The following is a 23,692-nucleotide window of genomic DNA, read 5'->3' on the forward strand; positions in this document are numbered from 1 at the left end:
CCCATCTCTGGCCTGCGGGGACGGCAAAGACCAAAACAGGGTGGAGAAAACCCCCGCCTTAACCCCCCACTAAGGTGGGGGGGGCGCCCCCCCGCTTCGGCCCCGCCCCCCCCATCCGTATTTTCAGACTCCGTCGACGAGACTCTTGGGCCTCATGTCCGTCCAGTTGGTCTCGATGTGGTCCAGGCACTCCTGGCGCCCGGCCGGACCGTGCGCGACCGTCCAGCCGGCCGGGACGTCCGCGAACTCGGGCCACAGGCTGTACTGGCCCTCGTCGTTGACCAGGACGGAGTAGACGCCGTCGGGGTTCTCGAACGGGTTGCTCATGTCGGGGGTCCTTGTCTCTCTGGTCTGATCTGAACTCGTGGGTAAGTGCGCGTCGGTCAGAGCTTGTTCGAAGCGGTCGCCCGTCGTACGACCGCTTCCAGCGCCCGGAACCAGGTGCGGGCCAGGTCCCGCACCTGGTCCTCGGTGAGGAGTTCGGCCGCGTACGCCCAGTGGGCGCCGAGCTCCGGTCCTTCGGGGCGGTCCTCGGTGAGGGCGTTGAGGGTCAGGGCGTGGGACATCGGCATGCCCGGGTCGGCGTCGAGGTCGGCGGCGTCGTCCTCGGTGGCATAGGACCAGTCGGCGGCCGCCGGGTGGTCGAAGCGGCCCATGTAGTTGAACTCGATCTGCGGCTCACCGAGTTGGGCGAGCAGCGGGCCGGTCCCGGGGTTGAGGTGGCGCAGCAGGCCGTGGCCGATCCCGGCCGTGGGCAGCGCGGTGAGGTGGTCGCGGATCCGGGCCAGGGCCGCGTCCAGCGCGGGGCCGCCCGCGAAGGCGCCCGCCGGGTCGGCGTCGCCCGGGTCGAGCCGTACCGGGACGACGCTGGTGAACCAGCCGACCGTACGGGACAGGTCGGCGTCGCCCGCGAGGGCCTCCTCACGGCCGTGGCCCTCCACGTCCACCAGGACAGGCCCGCCCGGCCGGTGCGCGCCCAGGGTCCGGGCCCGCCAGTCGCCGACGGCGAGGACGAACGCGGTGAGCAGGACGTCGTTGACGGTGGCGCCGAACGCGGCCGGGACCCGGCTCAGCAGCGGGCCGGTGAGGTCGGCGGGCAGGGTCAGGGAGAGATAGCGGGTGGTGGCGACCGTGTCCCGGGCGGGGTCGAGCGGGCGGGCCAGGGGGAGGTCGGCGCCCTCGGCGAGGGCGGAGGTCCACCACGGCAGTTCGTCTTCGGCGGCGGGGTCGGTGGCGCGGGTCCCGAGGAGACGGGACCAGCGGGCGAACGACAGCTCCACGGGGGCCAGTTCGGTCGTACGCCCGTCTCTGACCGCTACCCAGGCGGTGACCAGGTCGGGCAGCAGGACGCGCCAGGAGACACCGTCGATCACCAGGTGGTGGACGAGGATCAGGAGCCGGCCGGGGTGTCCGGGTCCGGCGTCGAACCAGACCGCCCGCACCATCGCGCCGCTGTCGGGGTCGAGTCCCGTCCGCGCCGTCTCGGCGTGGCGGGAGATGGCGGCGCGCAGTCCGGCCTCGTCCGCGCCGCGTACGTCGGCCCGGGTGAGCCAGGCGCTGACGTCGGTCTCCTGTGCCGGGGGAACCCGCAGGGTCCGCTCCGGGTCGCGGACGAGACGGGCGCGGAGCATGTCGTGCCGGTCGGCGAGCGCCTTGAGCACGGCCAGCAGACCGGGCTCGGTCAGGTCGGCCGGGGTGCGGAGCAGGGCCGCCTGGTGGTAGGCGGCGATGGGGCCACCGCGGTCCAGCAGGGCGTGCATGATCGGGGTGAGCGGGACGGTGCCGGTGCCGTCGTCGTGGACGGCGTGCCGTTCGTCGGTGCCGAGCGGGACGGCGACGGTGGCGAGTGCGGCCACGGTGCGGTGCTGGAAGACCTGGCGGGGGGTGACCCGCAGGCCGCCGGAGCGGGCCCGGGCGACCAGTTGCATCGCGATGATGCTGTCGCCGCCGAAGGAGAAGAAGTCGTCGTCCGTGCCGAGCGTCTCGGCGGGCAGGCCGAGGGCGTCCGCGAACAGGTCACGCAGGGTGCGCTCGGTGTCGTTCTCCGGGGCCCGGCCGCCGCCCGTCGCGGTGAAGTCCGGGGCGGGCAGGGCGGCCCGGTCGAGCTTGCCGTTGGACATCAGCGGCAGCCGGTCCAGGACGACCACGGCGGCCGGGACCATGTACTCGGGCAGTACGGCGGCGGCGTGGGCGCGCAGCGTGGCCCCGTCCCCCGTGCCGCCGTCGCGGACGACCGCGTACGCGATGAGCTGCCGTACGCCGGGGCGGTGTTCGCGGGCCACGACGACCGTCTGCGCGACGGCCGGGTGGGTGTCCAACGCGGCTTCGATCTCGGCGAGTTCGACCCGGTAGCCGCGGATCTTGACCTGATCGTCGGTGCGGCCCGCGAACTCCAGCTGCCCGTCCTCGGTCCAGCGGGCCAGGTCGCCGGTGCGGTACATACGGGCGCCGGGCGCGACGGCGTACGGGTCGGCGACGAAGCGTTCGGCGGTGAGTTCGGGTCGGCCGAGGTAGCCGCGGGCCAGGCCGGGGCCGGACAGGTACAGCTCGCCGGTGACGCCGGGCGGTACCGGGCGCAGGGCGGTGTCCAGCACGTAGGCGCGGGAGCGGTGGACCGGGCGGCCGACGACCGGGCTCGCGCTGTCGCGGACGCGGCCGACGAGCGCGTCGACGGTGACCTCGGTGGGGCCGTACAGGTTGAACGCCTCGGTGTCCGGCAGCGCGGCGAGGCGCGCCCACAGCGCGTCGGGTACGGCCTCGCCGCCGAAGCCGACCACCGCGAGCGGGCATTCGCCCTCGGGGGTGATCAGCCCGCTGTCCGCCATCTGTGCGAGCAGGGACGGGGTGACCTCGATGAAGTCGGTGGACCGGTCACGGATGAAGGTGGCGAGGAGTTCGGGGTCGCGGCGGGTCTCGTCGTCGGCGATGTGCAGGGCGTGCCCGTCCAGCAGCCACAGCTGTGGCTGCCAGGAGGCGTCGAAGGAGAACGACCAGGCGTGGCCGACGCGCAGGTGCCGGCGTCCGGTGCGGCGCCGGGCGACCTCGTGCAGGTCGTGGCGGTGGCTGTGGAAGAGGTTGGCGATACCGCGCTGGGTGACGACGACGCCCTTGGGGCGGCCGGTGGAGCCGGAGGTGTAGATGACGTACGCCGGGTGGTCCGGGCCGGGGGCGGTGGGTTCCGCCTCCGGCAGTCCGTCGGCCGGGGTGTCGAGGCGCAGGACGGGCACGTCGGTGGCGGGCAGTGCGGTGGCGGTCTCCGCCGTGGCGAGGACCAGGACCGGACGGGCGTCGTCGAGCATGGCGGTCAGCCGGGACGCGGGCAGGTCGGTGTCGAGGGGCAGATAGGCGGCGCCCGCCTTCATCACGGCGAGGACGGCGGCGATGTGGTCGGCGGTGCGGGGCAGCGCGAGAGCCACGATCCGCTCGGGTCCGGCGCCGCGTCCGGCGAGGTTCCGGGCCAACTGGTCCGTGTGCGCGTCGAGTTCGGCGAACGTCCAGGTCGTACGGCCGTCGGTGACGGCGACCGCGTCGGGGCTCGCGGCTGCCTGGGCGGCGAACAACGCGGGTACGGTGCCGAGGCGTTCGGTCTCGGACAAGGGCAGCGCGGTGTCGTTCCAGGTCTCCAGGACGGTGTGCAGGTCGGCGGGGCCGAGCAGGTCGAGGTGCCCGACGGGGCGGTCGGGGTCGGCCGCCATGCCGGTGAGGAGGGCGGTCAGGGCGTCCGTGATCCGCCGTACGACAGCCGGTTCGAACAGGTCGGGGCGGAACTCGGCGGTCAGTCGGAGCCGTTCGGCGGGCTCGACCGCCCAGGCGAACGGGTAGTGGGTGGAGTCCTCGTGGTCGAGGACGGTGACGCGCGGCCCTTCGCCCTCTTCCTCGGCGGCGGCCACCGGATACGACTCGAACACCACCAGCGTGTCGAAGAGTTCGCCGAGTCCGGCGGCGCGTTGGATGTCGGCGAGGCCGAGGTGCTGGTGGGCGATGAGCCGGGACTGCTCCTCCTGGAGCCGCTCCAACAGCGCGGCCGTGCTCTCTTCGGGACGGACGCGCACCCGTACCGGCACGGTGTTGATGAACAGGCCGATCATGGACTCGGCTCCGGGCAGCTCGGGAGAGCGCCCGGCGACGGTGGCGCCGAACACCACGTCGTCCCGGCCGGTGAGCCGGCCGAGGAGCACGCCCCAGGCGGCCTGGACGAGGGTGTTGAGGGTGACGCCCCGGTGCCGGGCGAACGCCGCCAGCTCCGCCGTACGGCCGGAGTCCAGTTCCACGGTGTGGGTGTGCGGGACGGCGGCGACGCGGTCGGGGTCGGCGGGTGCGAGCCGGGTGGGCTCGGCGAGGCCGCCGAGGGCCTCGGCCCACGCGGCGGCCGAGGCGGCCGGGTCCTGGGCGGCCAGCAGCCGCAGGTGCTCGCGGTACGGGGCGGGTGCGTCCGGGGTGCGGCCCTCGTAGCGCGCCCACAGTTCGGCGGCGAGCAGGGGCAGTGACCAGCCGTCCAGCAGGAGGTGCTGGTGCGAGAGCACGAGCCGGTGCCGGTCCGGGCCGAGGCGGGCCAGCAACAGCCGTAGCAGCGGCGGGTGTTCGGGGTCGAAACGGCGCCGCTCCTGTGCGAGCAACCGGGTCCAGTCCTGCGGTTCGCCGGTGAGGTCGAGCTGCCGCCAGGGCAGTACGCCGGTGCGCGGTACGACGGCGACGGGCCGTCCGGAGGACAGGTGCCAAAAGCCGCTGCGCAGGTTCTCGTGCGCGTCGAGCACGGCCTGCCCGGCGGCGCGCAGCCGGTCGGCGTCGAGGGGGCCGTCGAGGTCGTACGAGACCTGGACGGTGTAGACGTCCGGTCCCTCGTCGCCGGAGTCGAGAGCGGCGTGGAAGAGCAGGCCGGCCTGGAGCGGGGAGACCGGCAGCACCTCGGTCCCGGCGGGCAGGGCGGCGAGTTCGGCGCGCTCGTCGTCGGTGAGGTCGAGCAGGGTGATGTCGTCCCGGTGCTGGGCGGTGGCCGTGGTGGTCACCGCGGCGAGCCCGGCGGCCGACTTGTGGCGGAACACGTCGCGTGGGCTGAACGCCAGCCCGGCGGCACGGGCCCGGGCAACCAGCTGCATGGCGACGATGCTGTCGCCTCCGAGGGAGAAGAAGTCGTCCTCGGCACCGACACGTTCGAGGCCGAGGACCTCGGCGACGAGGCCGCAGAGGGTCTCCTCCAGCGGGGTGCGCGGCCGGGTGTCGCCCACCTCGGCGGCGAAGTCGGGCGCGGGCAGGGCCCGGCGGTCCAGCTTGCCGTTGGGGGTGAGCGGGAGGGCGTCGAGGGCGACGACGGCGGCGGGGACCATGTGGTCGGGCAGCAACCGGGCAGCGTGGGACCGGAGTTCGGAGGAGTCCGCTCCCGAGCCCGACGGGACGACGTACGCGACGAGCCGTTCGTCCCGCAGGACGACGGTGGCGTGCGTGATGCCCGGGTGGGCGGCGAGCACGGACTCGACCTCGCCGAGCTCGATCCGGAAACCGCGCAACTTGATCTGGTCGTCGGCGCGCCCGAGGTACTCCAGTTCGCCGTCCCGGGTCCAGCGGGCGAGGTCGCCGGTGCGGTACATGCGGGCGCCGGGCGCGTCGGCGTACGGGTCGGCGACGAACCGCTCGGCGGTCAGGGCGAAGCGGCCGAGGTAGCCGCGCGCCAACTGAACGCCCGCCAGATACAGTTCGCCGACCACGCCCGGCGGAACCGGGCGGAGCGCGGCGTCCAGGACGTAGGTGCGGGTGTTCCACACCGGGCGGCCGATCGGCACGGTGGCCGGGTCGGCGGGCACCTCGTGGGCGGTGACGTCGACGGACGCCTCCGTGGGGCCGTACAGGTTGTGCAGTCGGCTGTCCGGGAGGACCTGGTGGAAACGGGCGGCCAGCGGGGCGGGCAACGCCTCACCACTGCACATCACTTGGCGCAGACCGCGGCATCGGGCGGCAGCGGGCTCGTCGAGGAAGGCCCGCAGCATCGACGGCACGAAGTGGGCCGTGGTGATGTGCTGACGCTCGATCATCTCGGCCAGGTAGGCCGGGTCCTGGTGGCCCTCGGGGCGGGCCACGACCAGGGTGGCGCCGGTGATCAGCGGCCAGAAGAACTCCCACACCGACACGTCGAAGCTGGACGGAGTCTTCTGCAGGACACGGTCGTCGGCCGTCAGTCCGTAGGCGTCCTGCATCCACAGCAGCCGATTGGTGATGCCCTGGTGGGGGACCGTGACGCCCTTGGGGCGGCCGGTGGAGCCGGAGGTGTAGATGACGTATGCGGGGTGGCGGGGGTCGTGGGTGGTGGGCAGGGGCGCGTGCGCCGGGCGCTCGGGGGCGCCGTCGGCGTCCACCGTGAGGGTCGCCACCTCGGTGTCGGGGAGCGTGACGCCCTCGGCGGTGACCAGACAGACCGGGCCGGCGTCGGTGAGCGTGTACGCGAGCCGGTCGGCCGGGTAGCCGGTGTCGAGGGGCACGTAGGCGGCGCCCGCGCGGTGGACGGCGAGCAGCGCCACCACGAGGGCGAGGGAGCGCGGCAGGGCGACGGCCACGACGGCCTCGGCTCGTGCCCCGTGCGCGGCGAGGGTGTGGGCGAGCCGCTCCACCCGGAGGTCGAGTTCGGCGTAGGTGAGGGCGGTGTCCTCGAAGACGAGCGCCGTGGCCTCGGGGGTGCGGGCGGCCTGGGCTCGGAACAGTTCGGGCAGTGTGAGGGCGGGGACGGTCCGTGCGGTGTCGTTCCAGTCGGTGAGGACGAGGGCGCGTTCGTCGTCGCGCAGGACGTCGAGCGTGGCGACGCGTCGGCCGGGGTCGGCGGCGATCTGCTCCAGCAGCGACTCCAGTCGCCGGGCGAGGAGTTCGGCGGTGGTGGCGTCGAAGAGGTCGGCGCTGTACTCGATCCAGCCTTGGATGCCGGAGCCGTCGCCCTGCTCGACGAAGTCGAAGCTGAGGTCGAACTTGGCGCTGTCCTGGCCCACGGTCTCCCGGCGGGTGGTCAGTCCGGGCAGGACGGGTCCGTCACTCCGGTCCGCGAGGTGCACGACCATCACTTGGAACAACGGGTGCCGGGCGAGGGAGCGTTCGGGGTTGAGCGCCTCCACCAGCCGTTCGAAGGGCAGGTCCTGGTGCTCGTAGGCGGTCAGGTCGGTCTCGCGGACGCGGGCGAGCAGGTCGGCGAAGGTGGGGTCGTCGGACAGATCGGTGCGCAGGACGAGGGAGTTGACGAAGAAGCCGACCAGGTCGTCGAGGGCCTCGTCGCCACGGCCGGACACCGGGGCGCCGAGGGGGATGTCGTCGCCGGCGCCGAGTCGGTGCAGCAGTGCGGCCACGGACGCCTGGGCGAGCATGAACATGCTGACGCCGTGGTCGCGGGCGAGGGCGCGCAGGGCACCTTCCAGGTGCGGCGGGACGGTGAAGCCGACGGTGCCGCCGCGCCCGCTGGACTCGGCGGGGCGCGGGCGGTCGGCGGGCAGGTTCAGCTCCGCCGGAAGCCCGTCGAGGGCGCCGGTCCAGTGAGCCAGCAGGTCGGCGCCGGTCGCGTCCAGGAGGTCGTGCTGCCAGAGCGTGTAGTCGGCGTAACTCGCGGGCACTGGCGCCCAGTCGGGAGCTCGGCCCGCGAGCCGGGCCGCGTAGGCGGTGCCGAGGTCGGCGAGCAGCGGGCGGTCGGACCACTCGTCGGTGGCGATGTGGTGCAGGACGAGCAGCAGGACGTGTTCGTCCTGGCCCGTGTCGAACAGGACGGCACGCAGCGGGAGTTCGTGTGCGAGGTCGAAGGGGTGGGCGGCGTGCGCGGCGAGGTCCTCGTGGGGTGCGGTGGAGAGCCGGACGCGGGCCTGATCCGGGTCCAGGACGTGCTGGTGGGGCACCCCGTCCACCGCCGGGAACACGGTCCGCAGCGGTGTGTGCCGGGCGACGACGTCGTTCAGGGCGGCTTCGAGGGCGTCGCGGTCCAGGGCGCCGGTGAGCCGCCAGACGGCCGGAATGTTGTACGCCGGGTTGGGGCCCTCCACCTGGTGCAGCAGCCACAGCCGCCGTTGGGCGAAGGACAGGGGCAGCCGCTCGGGGCGCGGGCGTGCGGCGTCGAGCGCGGGGCGGACGACGGCGCGGCCCGCGTCGAGGCGGGCGGCGAGCCGGGCGGGTGTCGGTGCGTCGAAGACCGTGCGCAGCGACACCCCTCCCCCGGCGTCTCCGAGAACCGCGCGGATGCGGCTGACCAGCCGCATGGCGACGAGTGAGTGGCCGCCGAGCGCGAAGAAGTCGTCGTCGGGGCCGACGCGTTCGACGCCCAGGACGGTTGCGAACTGCGCGCAGAGCAGTTCCTCGCGTGGGGTGCGTGGCGCGCGTCCGCCGGTGATCGTGGCGGTCGTGGGGTCGGGGGCGGGCAGGGCGGCGGTGTCGAGCTTGCCGTTCACGGTGCGGGGCAGCGCGTCGACGGCGACGAAGGCCGCGGGCACCATGGGGGCCGGGAGCGCGGCGGCGGTGTGGGCGCGCAGCGCGGCGGGGTCCGGGCTCCGCTCGCTCGCGCGGTCCGGGACGACGTAGGCGACCAGGCGGGGTGGGCCGGGCCGGTCCTCCCGTACGACGGCGGCGGCGGAGACGGCGGGGTGCCCGGTCAGTGCGGCCTCGATCTCGCCGAGTTCGAGGCGGAAGCCGCGCAGCTTGACCTGGTCGTCGGCGCGGCCGAGGAAGACGAGCGTGCCGTCGGCCCGGCGGCGCACCAGGTCCCCGGTGCGGTACATGCGCTCACCGGGCGCCCCGAACGGGTCGGCCACGAAGCGTTCGGCGGTCAGGCCGGGGCGGCCCAGGTAGCCGCGGGCCAGGCCCTCGCCCGCGAGGTACAGCTCGCCCGGCACGCCGACCGGCGCGGGCCGCAGGCGGTCGTCGAGGACGTGGGCGCGGATGTTGTCGAGCGGGGCGGCCCAGTCGCTGCCGACGTGGTGCCATCCGTAGGCGTCGACCGCGCATTCGGTGGGGCCGTACAGGTCGTGCACGGCCGTGCCGGGCAGGGCGGTCAGGCGCTGCCAGAGGGCGGGCGGGGTGGCCTCGCCGCCGACGGCGATGACGGCCGGGACCGGGGCGCCGGGGACGAGGAAGCCGTGGTGGAGCAGTTCGCGCAGGTAGGTGGGGGTGAGGTCGACGAAGTCGATCGCGGACCCGGCGAGGCGGCGCAGCAGGGCGGCCGGGTCCAGCATGGTCGGCTCGTCGACGATGTGCAGTTCGTGGCCGGCGAGGAGCCACAGCAGTGGCTCCCAGGAGCCGTCGAAGCTGAACGAGGCCGCGTGGACGGCGCGCAGCACGTCCCGTCCGGTGTCCCGGACGGCGGGTTCGATCAGGTCGCGCAGGTGGGAGGCGTAGAGGTTGCTCAGACCGCGGTGGGTGCCGATGACGCCCTTGGGGCGGCCGGTGGAGCCGGAGGTGTAGATGGTGTAGGCCGCCTGCCGCGGGTGCGGCGACGTGTCGGCCGGGGTTCGTTCGGCCGCCGGCCACGGGGCGTCGAGCAGCAGGCGCGGTACGGCCGGTACGTCGGGGAGGCGTCCGGTGAGGGCGGTGGTGGTGAGCAGACAGACGGGGGCCGCGTCCGTGAGCATGAACCGCAGCCGGTCGGTGGGGTGTTCGGGGTCGATGGGGAGATAGGCGGCCCCGGCGGCGAGCACGCCGAGGAGGGCGGGCACCATCTCGTGGCGGGGCAGCGCGAGGCCGACGACCGTGCCGGGTCCGGCGCCGTGCGAGCGGAGGCGCGCCGTCAACTCGTCCACGCGGGCTTGGAGTTCGGCGAACGAGGTGCGGTTCGGGACGTCGTCGGGGCCGGTGACCAGCGCCGTGCGATCGGGGTGGCGGCGGGCCGCCTCGGCGAGGATCTCGGGGACGGAGCGGGTCTCGACCGGGTGCGCGGTGTCGTTCCAGGCACCGGTGGCGTTCGCGTACTCGTCCGCGGTCAGGATGTCGAGGTCGGCGAGCGGGGCGTCCGGGGTGCGGGCGGCGCGGTCGAGGAGCAGCACGAGCCGCTCGGCGAGCTGGGCGGCGGTCTCCGGGTCGGCGAGATCGGTGGCGTACTCCAGGAGGAGCGTGATCCGCCCGGAGGCGTCGGACTCGTCGACGAAGGTGAAGTCGAGGTCGAACTTGGCCGTGCCGGTGTCCATGTCGTACCAGTCGGCGGGCAGTCCGAGCAGGGTGTCCGGGTCGCCGTCGGGGCGGTGGTGGTAGCCGAGCATGACCTGGAAGAGGGGGTTGCGGCCGGCCGCGCGGGGCGGGTTGAGGGCCTCGACCACCCGGTCGAAGGGGATGTCCTGGTGCTCGAACGCGGCGAGCGACGACTCCCGTACCCGGCCAAGGAGCTGTCGGAACGTCAGGTCACCGCTCGGGCTGGACAGGTCGGTACGCAGGACGAGGGTGTTGACGAAGAAGCCGACCAGGTCGTCGAGCCCGCTGTCGGTGCGGCCCGCGATGGGGGCGCCGAGCGGGATGTCGTCGCCCGCGCCCAGCCGGTGCAGGAGCGCGGCGGTGGCGGCCTGGAGCAGCATGAACATGCTGGTGCCGGTGGCGGCGGACAGGTCGCGCAGGGCACGGCCGGTCTCCGCGGGCACGGCACGGCGTACGGTGCCACCGCGCCCGGTGGGTTCCGTGGGACGCGACCGGTCCAGGGGCAGGGTCAGCTCCTCGGGCGATCCGCCCAACGCTTCGGTCCAGTAGGCGAGTTGACGGTCGCCGAGCTGGTCGAGGAGGCGTTCCTGCCAGAGGGTGTAGTCGGCGTACTGAACCGGCAGCGGCGCCCAGTCGGGCACTCGTCCCTCGCGGCGGGCCGCGTAGGCGGCGTCGAGGTCGGCGAGGAAGGGGCGGTCGGACCACTCGTCGGTGGTGATGTGGTGCAGGACGACGGCGACCACATGCTCGTCCTGGCCGAGCCGGAACACCTCGCAGCGCAGCGGGAGTGCGGTGGTGAGGTCGAAGGGGCGGCGTTGGGCGGACTCGATCAGCGTGGGCAGTTCCTCCTCCGCGCAGTCGACGACCGTGCAGACGGGGATCGCCTCGTCGGCCGGGACGATCCGCTGGTACGGCTCGCCCTCGTGCGTCGGGAACACGGTCCGCAGCGCCTCGTGCCGGCCGGCCACGTCCCACAGGGCGGCGGCCAGGGCGTCGGTGTCGAGGCCGCCGCGCAGCCGGAGGACCAGCGGGAAGTTGTAGGCGACCCCGCTGCCGGTGATCTGCTCGACCAGCAACAGCCGTCGCTGGGCGGCCGACAGCGGGATGCGGGCAGGCCGGTCGGTGATGGGGGTGACCGCGGGGCGGGCCGGGCTCGCTTGGTCGGCGCGGCCCGCGAGCAGAGCCGGGGTGGGTGCCTCGAAGAGGTCGCGGATGGCGAGTTCGGCGCCCAGTTCGGTGCGGGCGCGGCTGACCAGCCGGGTGGCGAGCAGCGAATGCCCGCCCAGCTCGAAGAAGTTGTCCTCCGCACCGACTTCGGGCAGCCCCAGCACCTCCGCGAACAGGCGGCACAGCACCTCCTCCTGCGGGGTGCGCGGTCCGCGTCCGCCGCCGAGGGCGACGGCGGGCTCGGCGTCGGGCAGGGCGCGCACGTCGAGCTTGCCGTTGGCGTTCATGGGCAGGCCGTCGACGGTGACGAAGGCGGCCGGGACCATGTAGTCGGGCAGTTCGCGGCCCAGATCCTCGCGCAGCCGCCGCACCAGGGCGCTCGCCTCTCGGGCGGCGGTGGGGTCGTTGGCGTAGGGGTGGGTGCCGCCGCCGGGGCGGAACAGGCCGCTGGTGAGGGACGGTTCGGCGGACGTCAGGAACACGGCGTCGTATGTTCCGGCCTCCCCCGACCAGGTCGTCAGCACCGTGTATCCGGCCGCCGCACCGAGGGTGTGCAGGTCCTCGGGGCCGACGCCCGTGTCGGTCGTACGGCCGTCGGGGACTGCGGTGACCCGCAGGGCCTCGGGTCGTTCGGTGCGCAGGAGTTCGCCGATGCCGTCGGTCGAGGTCCAGTCGACGCCCCGTGTGCCGTCCAGCCGGACGCCCGGCTCATGGGCGTACAGGACGACGTCGTAGCGATGGCGGGTCAGCTCGTTGTGGTGGTGTCCGCGCTTGGTGCGCAGGTCGGCCCCGTAGCCGAGGGTGGTGAAGTAGTCGGGGTCGACGAGGAGTTCCTTCTCCAGGCGCAGGCCGCGATCGACGGCCCGCTCCAGGTCGGCGTCGGCGGTGCCGCGGGCGCGCTGGATCTCCGTGTGGAAGGTGCGGGCCAGGCGCAGGTTGCGGACGTCGCCGACGAACAGGGCGCCGCCGGGCGCGAGCAGGTCCATGGCGCCGCGCAGGACGGTGGTGAGGTGGTCGACGCTCGGGAAGTACTGGATGACGGAGTTGATGACGATCGTGTCGAAGTAGCCGGTGGGCAGACCGCTCAGGTCCTCGGCGGGACGGCAGCGCAGTTCGACCTTGGCGGCCAGTGCGGGGTCGCGTCGTACCTCCTCGCCGATCTTGCGGATGACGGGGGCGGCGAAGTCGGTGGCCCAGTACGCCTCCGCGTCCGGGGCTAGCCGCGCCAGCAACAGGCCCGAGCCGACGCCGATCTCGAGGATGCGGCGCGGCTTGAGCGCGCCGATGCGGGCGAGGGTGGCCTCGCGCCACTCGTGCATCTCCTCGAAGGGGATGGGCTGCCCGTCGTAGGAGCTGTCCCAGCCGTCGTACTGCTCGGTGAAGACGGCGGTGCCGATCTCCTCGTACTCGTCGGAGTAGATCTCCTGCCACTCCCCCACCTGCGCGGCCTCTGCGGCGGTGCGCTCCGCCGAGTCGGCGCCGGAGGGCACGACATAGCCGACGAGGCGTTCGTCGCGGACGACCACGGCGGCTTGGGCGACGAGCGGGTGGCGGCTGAGGGCGGTCTCGATCTCGCCGGGTTCGATGCGGTAGCCGCGGATCTTGACCTGGTCGTCGGTGCGGCCGAGGAAGTCGAGGTTGCCGTCGGGGTTGCGTCGTACCAGGTCGCCGGTGCGGTACATGCGTTCGCCGGGCTCACCGAACGGATCGGCGACGAAGCGTTCGGCGGTCAGTGCGGGCCGGTCCAAGTAGCCGCGGGCCAGGCCGATTCCGGCGATGTACAACTCGCCGGGAACCCCGTCGGGCACCGGGCGCAGCCAGGCGTCCAGGATGTGGGCGCGGGTGCCCCGGATGGGGCGGCCGACGGTCGGGGTGTGGCTGTCGAGGGTGCCGCCGCCGAGGGTGTTGATGGTGTACTCGGTCGGCCCGTACAGGTTGTAGCCGTACGTCCCCTCGGTGTCGCGCAGGGCCGCCCACACCGTCTCCGGGACGGCCTCGCCGCCGAGCAGCACCAGCGGCGGGACGTGCCCCTCCAGCAGGCCCTGCTCGATCAGCAGGCGGGCGTAGGTGGGCGTGACGTTGACGACGTCGACACGGTGCCGCTCGCAGTAGGCGACCAGCGCCTCCGCGTCACGCCTCAACTCCTCGTCGCAGACGTGCACTTCGTGCCCCTCGACCAGCCACAGCAGCTCCTCCCACGACATGTCGAAGGCGAAGGACACGGTGTGCGCGATGCGCAGCCGTCGCCCGCCGGCCGAGGCGATGGCCGGGGCGAAGATCTCCTTCTGGTGGTTGAGCTGCATGTTCGTCAGGCCCCGGTAGGGGGTCACGACGCCCTTGGGGCGGCCGGTGGAGCCGGAGGTGTAGATGACGTAGGCGGGGTGTTCGAGGCTGAAGCGGACTTGGACCGGGGAGTCGGACCGCGCGGCCAACTCCCGCTCGGTTTCCGGGTCGTCGAGCAGGACGCGTGACGTCTCGCCGTCCAGCGTGGCGGATACGGCCGTGGTGGTGAGCAGCAGGAGCGGGCGGGCGTCGGCCAGCATCAGGGACAGGCGGTCGGCCGGGTGGTCCAGCTCCAGCGGCAGATAGGCGGCGCCGGTGCGCAGGACCGCGAAGAGGGCGACGACCATGTCGAGGGAGCGCGGCAGTCCGAGGGCGACGACCCGCTCGGGGCCCGCGCCGCGGTCGATCAGCAGCCGGGCCATCCGGTTGACGGCCGCGTCGAGTTCGGCGTACGTCAGGGTGCGCTCGCCGAAGACGAGGGCCCGCTCGTCCGGGGTGCGCCCCGCCTGCGCGGCCAGCAGGTCGGCGATGGTGTCCTCGGGGTCGGGGACGCGGCTCGCCGCCGACTCCGCGCGCATTGCCTCGTGTTCGGCGGGCAGCAGCGGGTCGAGGGAGCCGACGGGCGCCGTGAGGTCGGCGGTGAGCCGGTCGAGAAGCAGCGCGAACCGGTCGAGGAGGGCGCGTGCCCGGTCGGTCGGGACGAGATCGGGGCGGTGGGTGAGGGTGACGGCGATCCGGCGGCCCGGGGTGACGACGAGGTTGGCCGGGTAGTGGGTGGCGTCGACGTTGGCGACGGCCGTGGCGCCGTGCCGGGTGCGCAGGTCCGCCAGCCGCTCCTCGGTGTCGTTGTTGCGCAGTACGAACAGCGTGTCGAAGAGCTTGCGATGTCCGGTCTCGGCCTGGAGCACGCCCAGGCTGAGGTGCTCGTACGGCATGAGGTCGAGGCGTTCGCCCTGGATGCGGCGGAGCAGGCCGAGGACCGGCTCGGCGGGGTCGAGGGCGATCCGAGTGGGGACGGTGTTGAGGAAGAGGCCGATGATGTTCCCGACGTCCGGGACCTCACTGGGCCGGCCGGCGACGGTGCTGCCGAACACGACGTCGGCGCGGCCGGTGGCGGAGGCGAGGGTGAGTCCCCACGCGGCGTTGAGGAGCGTGTTCAGGGTCAGGCCGTGGGCTCGGCCCGTCCGGCGGAGCCGGTCGCCGAGTTCGGCGGACAGGCGTACGTCCAGTTGGTCGGGGATGACCGGTTCGAGGCCGTCGGCGGCGGCCGGGGCCAGCAGGGTGGGTTCGTCGAGACCGGCCAGGGCGGTGCGCCAGGCGGCCGTGGCGGCGGTGTCGTCCTGCTGTTCCAGCCAGGTCAGGTAGTCGCGGTAGCGACCGGGGGCGGGCAGCGCGGTCGCGTCGCCGGCCGCCTCGTAGAGCGCGAACAGCTCGTCCAGGAAGAGCCAGGCCGACCAGCCGTCCCAGAGGATCAGATGGCGGCCGATGACGAGCCGGTCGCCGCGCTCCGCGCCGAGGCGCAGCAGGAGCAGCCGGAACAGCGGGGGCGTCGAGAGGTCGAACCGGCGGTTTCGCTCGGCATCCGTCAACTCCCCGAGGCGTGCGTCCTGTTCGGCGGCGGGGAGGTGGGAGAGGTCGACCTCCTCGAGCGGGATGTCCGGTTCCTCGACGATGAACTGCACGGGCTGATCGAGGCCGTCGCTCGTGAAGCCCGCGCGCAGGCCCGGGTTGCGGGCGAGGAGCGTACGTACGGCGGCGCGCAGCCGGGCGGTGTCGAGCCGCGTGGTGAAGTCGAAGGTCTCGTGGACGGTGTAGACGTCGAGGGCGCCCTCGTCGTACGCCGAGTGGAAGAACAGGCCCTCCTGGAGGGGAGCCAGCGGCCACACGTCGGCGATCGCCGCCGGGGCGGCGAGCGCGCGGACGCGGGCGTGTTCGGCGTCGGTGAGGGTGAAGGGGGCGGCGTTGTCCGTGTCGACGGTGTCCGTGTCGGCGGCGGGGGTGACCGTCGTGGTGCCGGCCGCCGCCGCCAGGGCGGCGGGTGTGCGGTGGGTGAACACGTCGCGCGGGCTCAGGGCCAGTCCGGCCGCGCGGGCCCGGCCCGCGACGCCGATGGAGCTGATGCTGTCGCCGCCGAGCCGGAAGAAGTCGTCGTCGGGGCCCGCGTCCTCGATGCCCAGCACGGCCGCGAAGATCTCGGTGAGCTGTCGCTCCAGCGGGCCCGCGGGCTCCCGGCGGGCGGCGCGCTCGGCCTCGGGGGCGGGCAGCGCGGCCTGATCGAGCTTGCCGCTGGGGGTGAGCGGAAGGTCGGCGAGGACGACGTACGCCTCGGGGACCAGGGGCGCGGGCAGCGCGTCCGCGAGGGCGGCGCGCAGTTCGGCGGGGTCGACGACGGCTCCGGCCACCGGGACCGCGTAGGCGACGAGGCGCTGGTCGCGCACGACGACCGCGCCGCGCGCGACGGCCGGGTGACGGGTCAACGCGGCCTCGATCTCGCCGAGTTCGACACGGTTGCCGCGCAGCTTGACCTGCCGGTCGGTGCGGCCGAGGTAGTCGATCGTGCCGTCGGGGCGGCGGCGCACCAGGTCGCCGGTGCGGTACATACGGGCGCCTGGCTCGGTGGCGTGCGGGTCGGCGACGAACCGGTCGGCGGTGAGCGCGGGGCGTCGGTGGTAGCCGCGGGCCAGCTGGACGCCGGTCAGGTAGAGCTCGCCGGGCACCCCGTCGGGGACGGGGCGCAGGCAGGAGTCCAGCACGCGCAGGCCGGTGTTCCACACGGGCCTTCCGATGGGCACGGTGGTGTCGGACGCGCCGTCGTAGGCGTGGTGCGTGACGTCGACGGCCGCCTCGGTCGGGCCGTAGAGGTTGTGCAGCGGGACGCCGGTCAGCTCGTGCCAGCGGTGGGCGGCGGCCCCGGACAGGGCCTCGCCGCTGCTGAACACGCGACGCAGGCTGCTCGCCCACGCGGGGTCGGCGGTGACCTCCTCGGAGGCGAGGAACGCCTCCAGCATCGACGGCACGAAGTGCATCGTGGTGACGCCCTCGGCCCGGATCAGTCGGGTCAGGTAGGCGGGGTCACGGTGCCCGTCCGGCGCGGCGAGGACGACGGTGGCACCCTCGCACAGCGCCCAGAAGAACTCCCACACGCTCACGTCGAAGCCGGCCGGCGTCTTCTGCAGCACGCGATCGTCGGCCGTCAGGCCGTACGCGCCCTGCATCCAGGCCAGCCGGTTGGCGATGGCGCGGTGGGTGACGACGACGCCCTTGGGGCGGCCGGTGGAGCCGGAGGTGTGGATGAGGTAGGCGGGGTCGTCGGGGCGGGCGGGATCCGGGACCCCGCCGAACAGGGCCTCTCCGCCCTCCGTGTCCACCCGCAGCACATCCAGGCCCTCGACCGACGGCAGCCGGCCCGCGTCCCGCTCCGTCGTGACGACCGTGGTCGCCCCCGAGTCGGTCAACAGGTACGCGAGCCGTTCGGCCGGGTAGTCCAGGTCGAGGGGCAGATAGGCGGCCCCCGACTTCAGGACACCCAGCAGCGCCACCATCAGCTCCGCCGAACGGGGGACGGCGACGGCGACGAACCGTTCCCGGCCCGCGCCCCCGGCCCGCAGCCGCGCGGCCAACTCCTCTGCGCTTGCGTCGAGTTCGGCATAGGTGAGGGTGGTACGCCCCGCGCCCCCACCCGCCGTGCCGTCGAAGACGACGGCGATGGCGCCCGGGGTGCGCGCGGCCTGCGCGGCGAACGCGGCGGCGAGCGTGGTGGCCGGAACCGGCCGGGACTCCCCCGCCGGGTGGGCGCCGGCCAACTCGTCCGGGGTGAGCAGTTCGAGGTCGGCGACCCGGGCGGCGGGGTTGTCGGCCATGGCGTGCAGGACGAGGGTGAGCCGGTCGGCGAGGGACTGCACGACGTCGGCGTCGAGACGCCGCGCATGGTGCTTCAGACGCAGGTCGAGACGGCGGCCGGGCTTGACGATGAGGGCCAGGGGGTAGTGCACGGCGTCGTGGAAGGCGTGCCCGGCGACGGCGATCGTGCCGGTGGGGTCGGTGAGGCCCGGTGCGGCCCCGCCGCCGGGGTAGTTCTCGAACACCACGAGGGTGTCGAAGAGTTCGCCGCCGCCCGTGTGTCCGGCGGCCCGCTGGATGTCGGCGAGGCCGAGGTGCTGGTGGTCGAGCAGCGCACTCTGCTCCTCCTGGAGCCGGTCGAGCAGCCCGCCGAGGGTGTCGCCGGGCGCCCAGCGCAGCCGGGTGGGCAGGGTGTTGATGAACAGGCCGACCATCGACTCGATACCGTCGACGGCGGCGTCACGTCCGGCCACGGTGGTGCCGAACAGGACGTCCTGACGGCCCGTCATGCGTCCGAGGAGCAGTCCCCAGGCACCCTGGACGAGGGTGCCGAGGGTCACTCCGCGTTCCCGGGCGCGGGCGGCGAGCCGGGCGGTGAGCCGCTCGGGCAACTCGACGCGGATCTGGGCGGGTTCGACCGGTCGTCCGGCGGGCGCGGGGGCCTCGACCAGCCGGGTGGGCTCCTCGACCCCGGCGAGCGCGGCGCGCCAGGCGGCTCGGGCGGCCTCGCGGTCGGCGCCGGCGATCCGGCGGAGGTAGCCGCGGTAGGGAGCGACTTCGGGCAGGGGTGTCGGGTCCTCGCCGTAGAGAGCGAGGAGTTCGCGGTGCAGGATCGGCAGGGACCAGCCGTCCGCGACGATGTGATGGAACGTCAGGACCAGTCGGCTGCGCTCCTCCCCGAACCGGATGAGAGCGCAGCGGACCAGCGGGGGCCGGGCGAGGTCGAAACGGTGAGCGCGCTCGTCGGCGGCGACGGCCTCGGCGAGGGCGCGCCGGACCGCGCCGTCGTCCTGAGCGGCCAGGTCGACCTGGCGCCAGGGCAGTTCGAGGCCGGACGCGACGAGCTGGACGGGACGGCCGTCGGGCGTCTGCCGGAAGCAGGCGCGCAGCGGGGCGTGCCGGTCGAGGAGCCGCTGCGCCGCGGTACGCAGCAGGGTGCCGTCGACCGGTCCGGACAGCTCGATGACCTGCTGCACGACATACGTGTCGTGTTCGGCGCCGTCCACCAGGGCGTGGAAGAAGAAGCCCTCCTGGAGCGGGCCGAGCGGGAGCGTCTCCTCGACGGTGACGGGGGAATCCCCCTGGAGAAGGGCGAGTTCCTCCTCGCTCAACGCCTGCCACGGGGTGTCCTCGGTGGCATGGTCCACCGCCCCGGTGCGGGCGACGGCAGCGAGTTCCGCGACCGTGCGATGGCGGAAGACGTCGCGCGGGGTCAGTTCCAGGCCCGCCCGGCGGGCGAGGACGAGGAGCTGGACGGCGACGATGCTGTCGCCGCCGAGCGCGAAGAAGTCGTCGTCGACGCTCACCGAGGGCACCTTGAGCGCCCGTGCGTACAGGTCGCACAGCAGCCGCTCGCGGGCCGTCCCGGGCGGCCGCCCGGCACTGAGCCGGGTGCGGTCCGGCACGGGCAGCGCGGCGGCGTCGAGCTTGCCGCTGGGGGTGACGGGCAACCGGTCCAGCGGGACGAAGGCGGCCGGGACCATGTAGTCGGGCAGGTACTCGGCGGTGTGCGTCCGCAGCGTCGTCAGCAGGGCGGTGACGTTGCGGAAGGGCGCCGGACGGTTGGTGAGCGGGCGCCCCCCTCCGGGGCGGTAGAGGACGACGGCGAGGCTGTCCCCGGCTGGGGCGAACACGGCGTCCAGGCTGCCGTCCTCGGCCTCCCCGTTCCAGGTGAGGGTGGCCTCGTAGCCGTGCCGTGCGGCGGTCTCGTACAGGGTTTCGGGATCCACGCCGTACGGGCCGGTGGCGGGCCTGCTGCTGTCGTCGAGGGCGCCGAGCGCGGCCAGATCGTCGGCGAGGCGGGCGTTGGGGATGCCGGTGAGGCGCAACCGGTGCGGGCGCTCGGTGAGCAGTTCGTCGAGGGCGTGGACCGAACCGTGAGCGGGCCAGGGCGACTCGGGTGCCTCCTCGGGCACACCGGGCCTCGGCCGCAGAACCACGTCGTACCGGTACCGGGTGAGTTCGTTGTGGTGCGTGCCGCGCTTGATCCGGATGTCCGCGGTGAGACCGTCGAGTGCGGCGAAGTAGTCGGGGTCGACGAGGAGTTCACCCTCCCAGGCGACGGCCCGGTCCACGGCGGCGCGCAGGGCCTCCTTGTCGCCGTCCGCGTCCTCCCGTGGCCGTCCGCGCTCGACCGCCGCGCTCAGGGTGCGCAGGAGCCTCAGGTTGCGTACGTCGCCGACGAAGAGGGCACCGCCGGGCGCGAGCAGCGCGGCGGCATCACGGAGCACGCCGGTGAGGTAGTCGCCACCGGGGAAGTACTGGACGACGGAGTTGACGACGATCGTGTCGAAGTGGCCCGCGGGCAGTCCGGCGAGGTCATGGGCGGGCCGGGCCAACAGGGTGACGCGGTCGGCGAGTTCGGGTACGGCGGACACCTGGGCGTCCAGGGCGCGTACGGCCTCCTCGGACAGGTCGGTGCCCCAGTAGGCTTCGCAGTCCGGGGCGAGCCGCGACAGCAGCAGACCGCTGCCGACGCCGATCTCCAGGACGCGCCGGGGCCGCAGCGCGCGGATGCGGTCGAGGGTGGCCTCCCGCCACTCGCGCATGTCGGCGAGGGGGATGGGCAGCCCGTCGTACATGCTGTTCCAGCCCGCGAAGTTCTCCTCGAAGCCCTCCGAACCCGCCGCGGAGTAGAGCAGTTCGTGCAGGTCCTTCCAGTCGGCGACGCCGGCTTCCGGGCCCGTGGGCGCGTCCAGCGAGGGCACGACGTAGGCGGCGAGGCGGCGTTCGCCGGGGCGGTCCTCGCGGACGACGACGGCGGCCTGGTCGACGGCCGGGTGGGAGCGCAGGACGGACTCGATCTCGCCGGGTTCGATGCGGAAGCCGCGGATCTTGACCTGGCTGTCCGCGCGGCCGTGGAACTCCAGTCGTCCGTCGGCCTTCCAGCGCACGAGGTCGCCGGTGCGGTAGAGGCGTTCGCCGGGTGCGCCGAACGGGTCGGCGACGAAGCGTTCGGCGGTCAGGGCGGGGCGGCCGAGGTAGCCGCGGGCGAGTCCGGCGCCGCCGAGGTAGAGCTCTCCCGTGACCCCGGCGGGGACCGGCCGCAGCCGTGTGTCGAGGACGTAGGCGCGGGTGCCGGGGTCGGGCACCCCGATGGGCACGAGGGTGCTGGGCGGGGTGTCCGGATCGCACAGGCCCAGCGTGGAGTTGGTGGTGGCCTCGGTCGGGCCGTAGGCGTTGAACATCATCCGGCCGCGCGCGTACCGTCCGACCAGCTCGGGCGAGACCCGCTCGGTCCCGGCCAGCAGGGTTGCCTCCGGCGGGAGTTGTACGTCTTCGGGCAGGGCGGCGAGCAGCGCGGGCGGCAGGATCATGAAGGTGATGCCATGCTCGTTCGCGTAGTCGGCGAGCGGCGCGCCCGGCACCCGGCGGTCGGCGGGCACGACGACCAGGCGGCCCCCGGACAGCAGGCCGAGGCACAGGTCCCAGAACGCCACGTCGAAGCTGGGCGAGGCGAACTGCAGGACGCGGCTGTGCGGGCCGATCCCGAAGCGCTCCCGCTGGGTGGCGACCAGCTTGGCGACGCCCGCGTGGGAGAGCACCGTGCCCTTGGGGCGGCCGGTGGAGCCGGAGGTGTAGATCACGTAGGCCGTGTGCGCGACCGTCAACCCGTCGGCGGCCGACGGGTCGTGAGCCGGGTACGCGGCCAGCTCGGCCACCGTGTCCGGGGCGTCGAGGACGAGCGGATCGATGTCCGGCGGGAGATCGGGCGCGATCTCGGCGGTGGTGACGAGGCAGACCGGCCGGGCGTCGGCGAGCATGTAGGCGATGCGGTCGGCCGGGTAGTCGGTGTCGACGGGCAGATAGGCCGCGCCCGCCTTCAGGACGGCGACCTCCGCGACGATCATGTCGGCCGAACGCGGTACGGCGAGGGCGACGACCTGCTCCGGACCGGCGCCCCGGGCCACCAGGGCGTGCGCCAACCGGGCCGCGCGGGCGTCGAGTTCGGCGTAGGTGAGGCGGACGTCCTCGTGGACGAGGGCCACCTCGTGCGGGCGCGCCGCGACCTGGTCGGCGAACATCCGCGGCCAGGTGCGCGCGGGGACGTCGTGCGCGGTGTCGTTCCAGTCGTGCAGGATCCGGTGCCGCTCCTCGTCGCCGAGGAGTTCCAGGTCGGCGACCGGGGTGGCCGGGCGGGCGAGGGCGTCGGCGAGGAGCGTGCGGTAGTGGCCGAGGATCCGGTCGACGGTGGCGGGCTCGAAGAGGTCGCTCCGGTAGTCCGCCCACACCTCCCCGTCGGCCGGGGCCAGGGCCAGGTCCAGCGCACCGCCCTCGTCCCAGGGTGCGGTGCCGAAGCCCGTGGCGCACAACAGGCCGCCGCCACGGAAGGGTTCGGGGGCGAGCAGTCGTAGCAGCTCGGCGGTCGGCAGGTGATGGGCCACGGCCTCCGCGCGCGCGGCCGCGACCCGCTCGCGCAGCTCGGCGAACGCGGTGCCGCCGTCGACCGCGACGCGCAGCGGAAGTCCCTCGTGGGCCACCGTCACCTCGGTCGCCGGCGTGCCGCCGTAGCGGTGCAGCAGCGCCACGAAGGCGGCGAGCCGGGTCACCTCGTCGGCCGTCACGTCGAGCACGGCCGCGCGCCGTGCTCGGGACACCGGCCCCTCAGGGTGGGACGGTTGGGGGAAGTCCAGTGGGAGCGAGGTCTCCGGCACCGGGGACGCGAACCGCCGCCGCCAGAAGTCGTCCGCCACCGATGCCCGTGCTGAAGAACGCATGTTGCCCGACACAGCTTCCCGTGCCTCCCCATTGCGGTGTGGAACGGCTCAGCGGAGCCGCGACCGCTCGCATAGTAAGGTAAGGATTGCCTTACTTAATAGTCCCCTTCTGGATCCGTCGGGCCAAGTCACAGCAGCTGAGGTTATGCTCGCCTAACCTGCTGACGGGACGGTCCGCCGGTCCGCCAACAGGGCTTTCCGGAGAGGGAAATGACCCGAAGGCGCCCCGGCCACAACCCGGGCGACGACATGGAGACCGGCAAGTGGCTTCAGGGCAAGTAGCTCCAGGGCGAACGGCTCCAGGGCAAGTGGCTCCAGGCAGAAGGCTTCGCTCCACGGTGCTGGTGACACTGCTCGTCGCCCTCCTCGTCCTGCTGTCCCTGCTGTCCGTGGCACTGGGCGCGCTCAGCGTCCCGCTCGACCAGGTCGTACGCTCGGTCCTCGGTCATCCGCCGAGTCGCCTCGTCGACAACGTCATCTGGTCGGTGCGCGTGCCCCGCACCCTGCTCGGCCTGACGACGGGCGCCGCTCTCGGCATGTCCGGCGCGCTCATGCAGGCCCTCACCCGCAACCCCCTCGCGGACCCGGGGATCCTCGGGGTCAGCGCCGGAGCCTCCTTCGCGATCGTGGTGGCGGTGGCGGTGTTCGGGGTCGGATCGCTCTACGGTTACGTGTGGTTCGCGTTCGCCGGGGCGCTCGTCGCGAGCGTCGTGGTCTTCTTCCTCGGACGGCTGGGCCGTTCCGGCGCCACCCCGGTCAAACTGGCGCTCGCCGGAGTCGCCGTCACCTCACTGCTGTCGTCGCTCACCAGCGCCGTGGTCCTGACCGACCAGGACGCGCTGGACCGCTACCGCTTCTGGTCGGCCGGCACGCTGGCCGACAAGGACTCCGGCGACCTGCTGCGCATCCTGCCCTTCCTCGCCGTCGGCGCCGTCCTCGCTCTGTCCTGCGCGCCCGCCCTCAACAGCATGGCCCTCGGCGACGACGTGGCCGCCTCCCTGGGCCGACGACTCGGTCCGGTACGCCTCCAGGGAGTCACCGCGGTCGTGCTGCTGACCGGCGCGTCGGTCGCCGTCATCGGTCCCGTGGTCTTCCTCGGCCTGGTCGTCCCCCACATCGCCCGGGTCCTCGCCCAGTACGCCGGGATCGGCCCCGACCACCGCTGGCTGCTGCCGCTGTCCGCCGCGCTCGCGCCCGTACTGCTGCTGTCCGCCGACATCCTGGGCCGGATGGTGGCCCGCCCCACGGAGATCCAGGCCGGAGTCCTCGTCGCCTTCCTCGGCGGCCCGTTCTTCATCGCCCTGGTCCGCCGCCGGAAACTCGCGGAGGTGTGA

Annotated in this window: 3 protein-coding genes; 1 reads left to right on the plus strand and 2 read right to left on the minus strand. The window is 73.8% G+C overall.

What is annotated here, in order from left to right; translation table 11 throughout:
* Positions 1–123: 123 nt before the first annotated feature.
* Together ACZ7M3_RS11570 and ACZ7M3_RS11575 are read right to left on the minus strand one after the other, a co-directional pair.
* Complete coding sequence (locus ACZ7M3_RS11570) at positions 124–327, minus strand: MbtH family protein (protein ID WP_472062599.1); 204 nt, start codon at positions 325–327, stop codon at positions 124–126.
* A gap of 56 nt (positions 328–383) precedes the next feature.
* Positions 384–22,358 (minus strand): non-ribosomal peptide synthase/polyketide synthase, encoded by a 21,975-nt coding sequence (locus tag ACZ7M3_RS11575; protein WP_472062601.1) that lies wholly within the window; start codon positions 22,356–22,358, stop codon positions 384–386.
* 338 nt (positions 22,359–22,696) lie between these two features.
* Between ACZ7M3_RS11575 and ACZ7M3_RS11580 the strand changes: the two genes are divergently transcribed.
* Positions 22,697–23,692 (plus strand): FecCD family ABC transporter permease, encoded by a 996-nt coding sequence (locus ACZ7M3_RS11580; RefSeq protein WP_472062603.1) that lies wholly within the window; start codon positions 22,697–22,699, stop codon positions 23,690–23,692.

It is taken from the genome of Streptomyces sp. NPDC111656, assembly GCF_055656965.1.

Coding starts and splice junctions, on each gene's coding strand:
- ACZ7M3_RS11570 (WP_472062599.1), bottom strand. CDS start 327: ATGAGCAACCCGTTCGAGAACCCCGACGGCGTCTACTCCGTCCTGGTC.
- ACZ7M3_RS11575 (WP_472062601.1), bottom strand. CDS start 22,358: ATGCGTTCTTCAGCACGGGCATCGGTGGCGGACGACTTCTGGCGGCGG.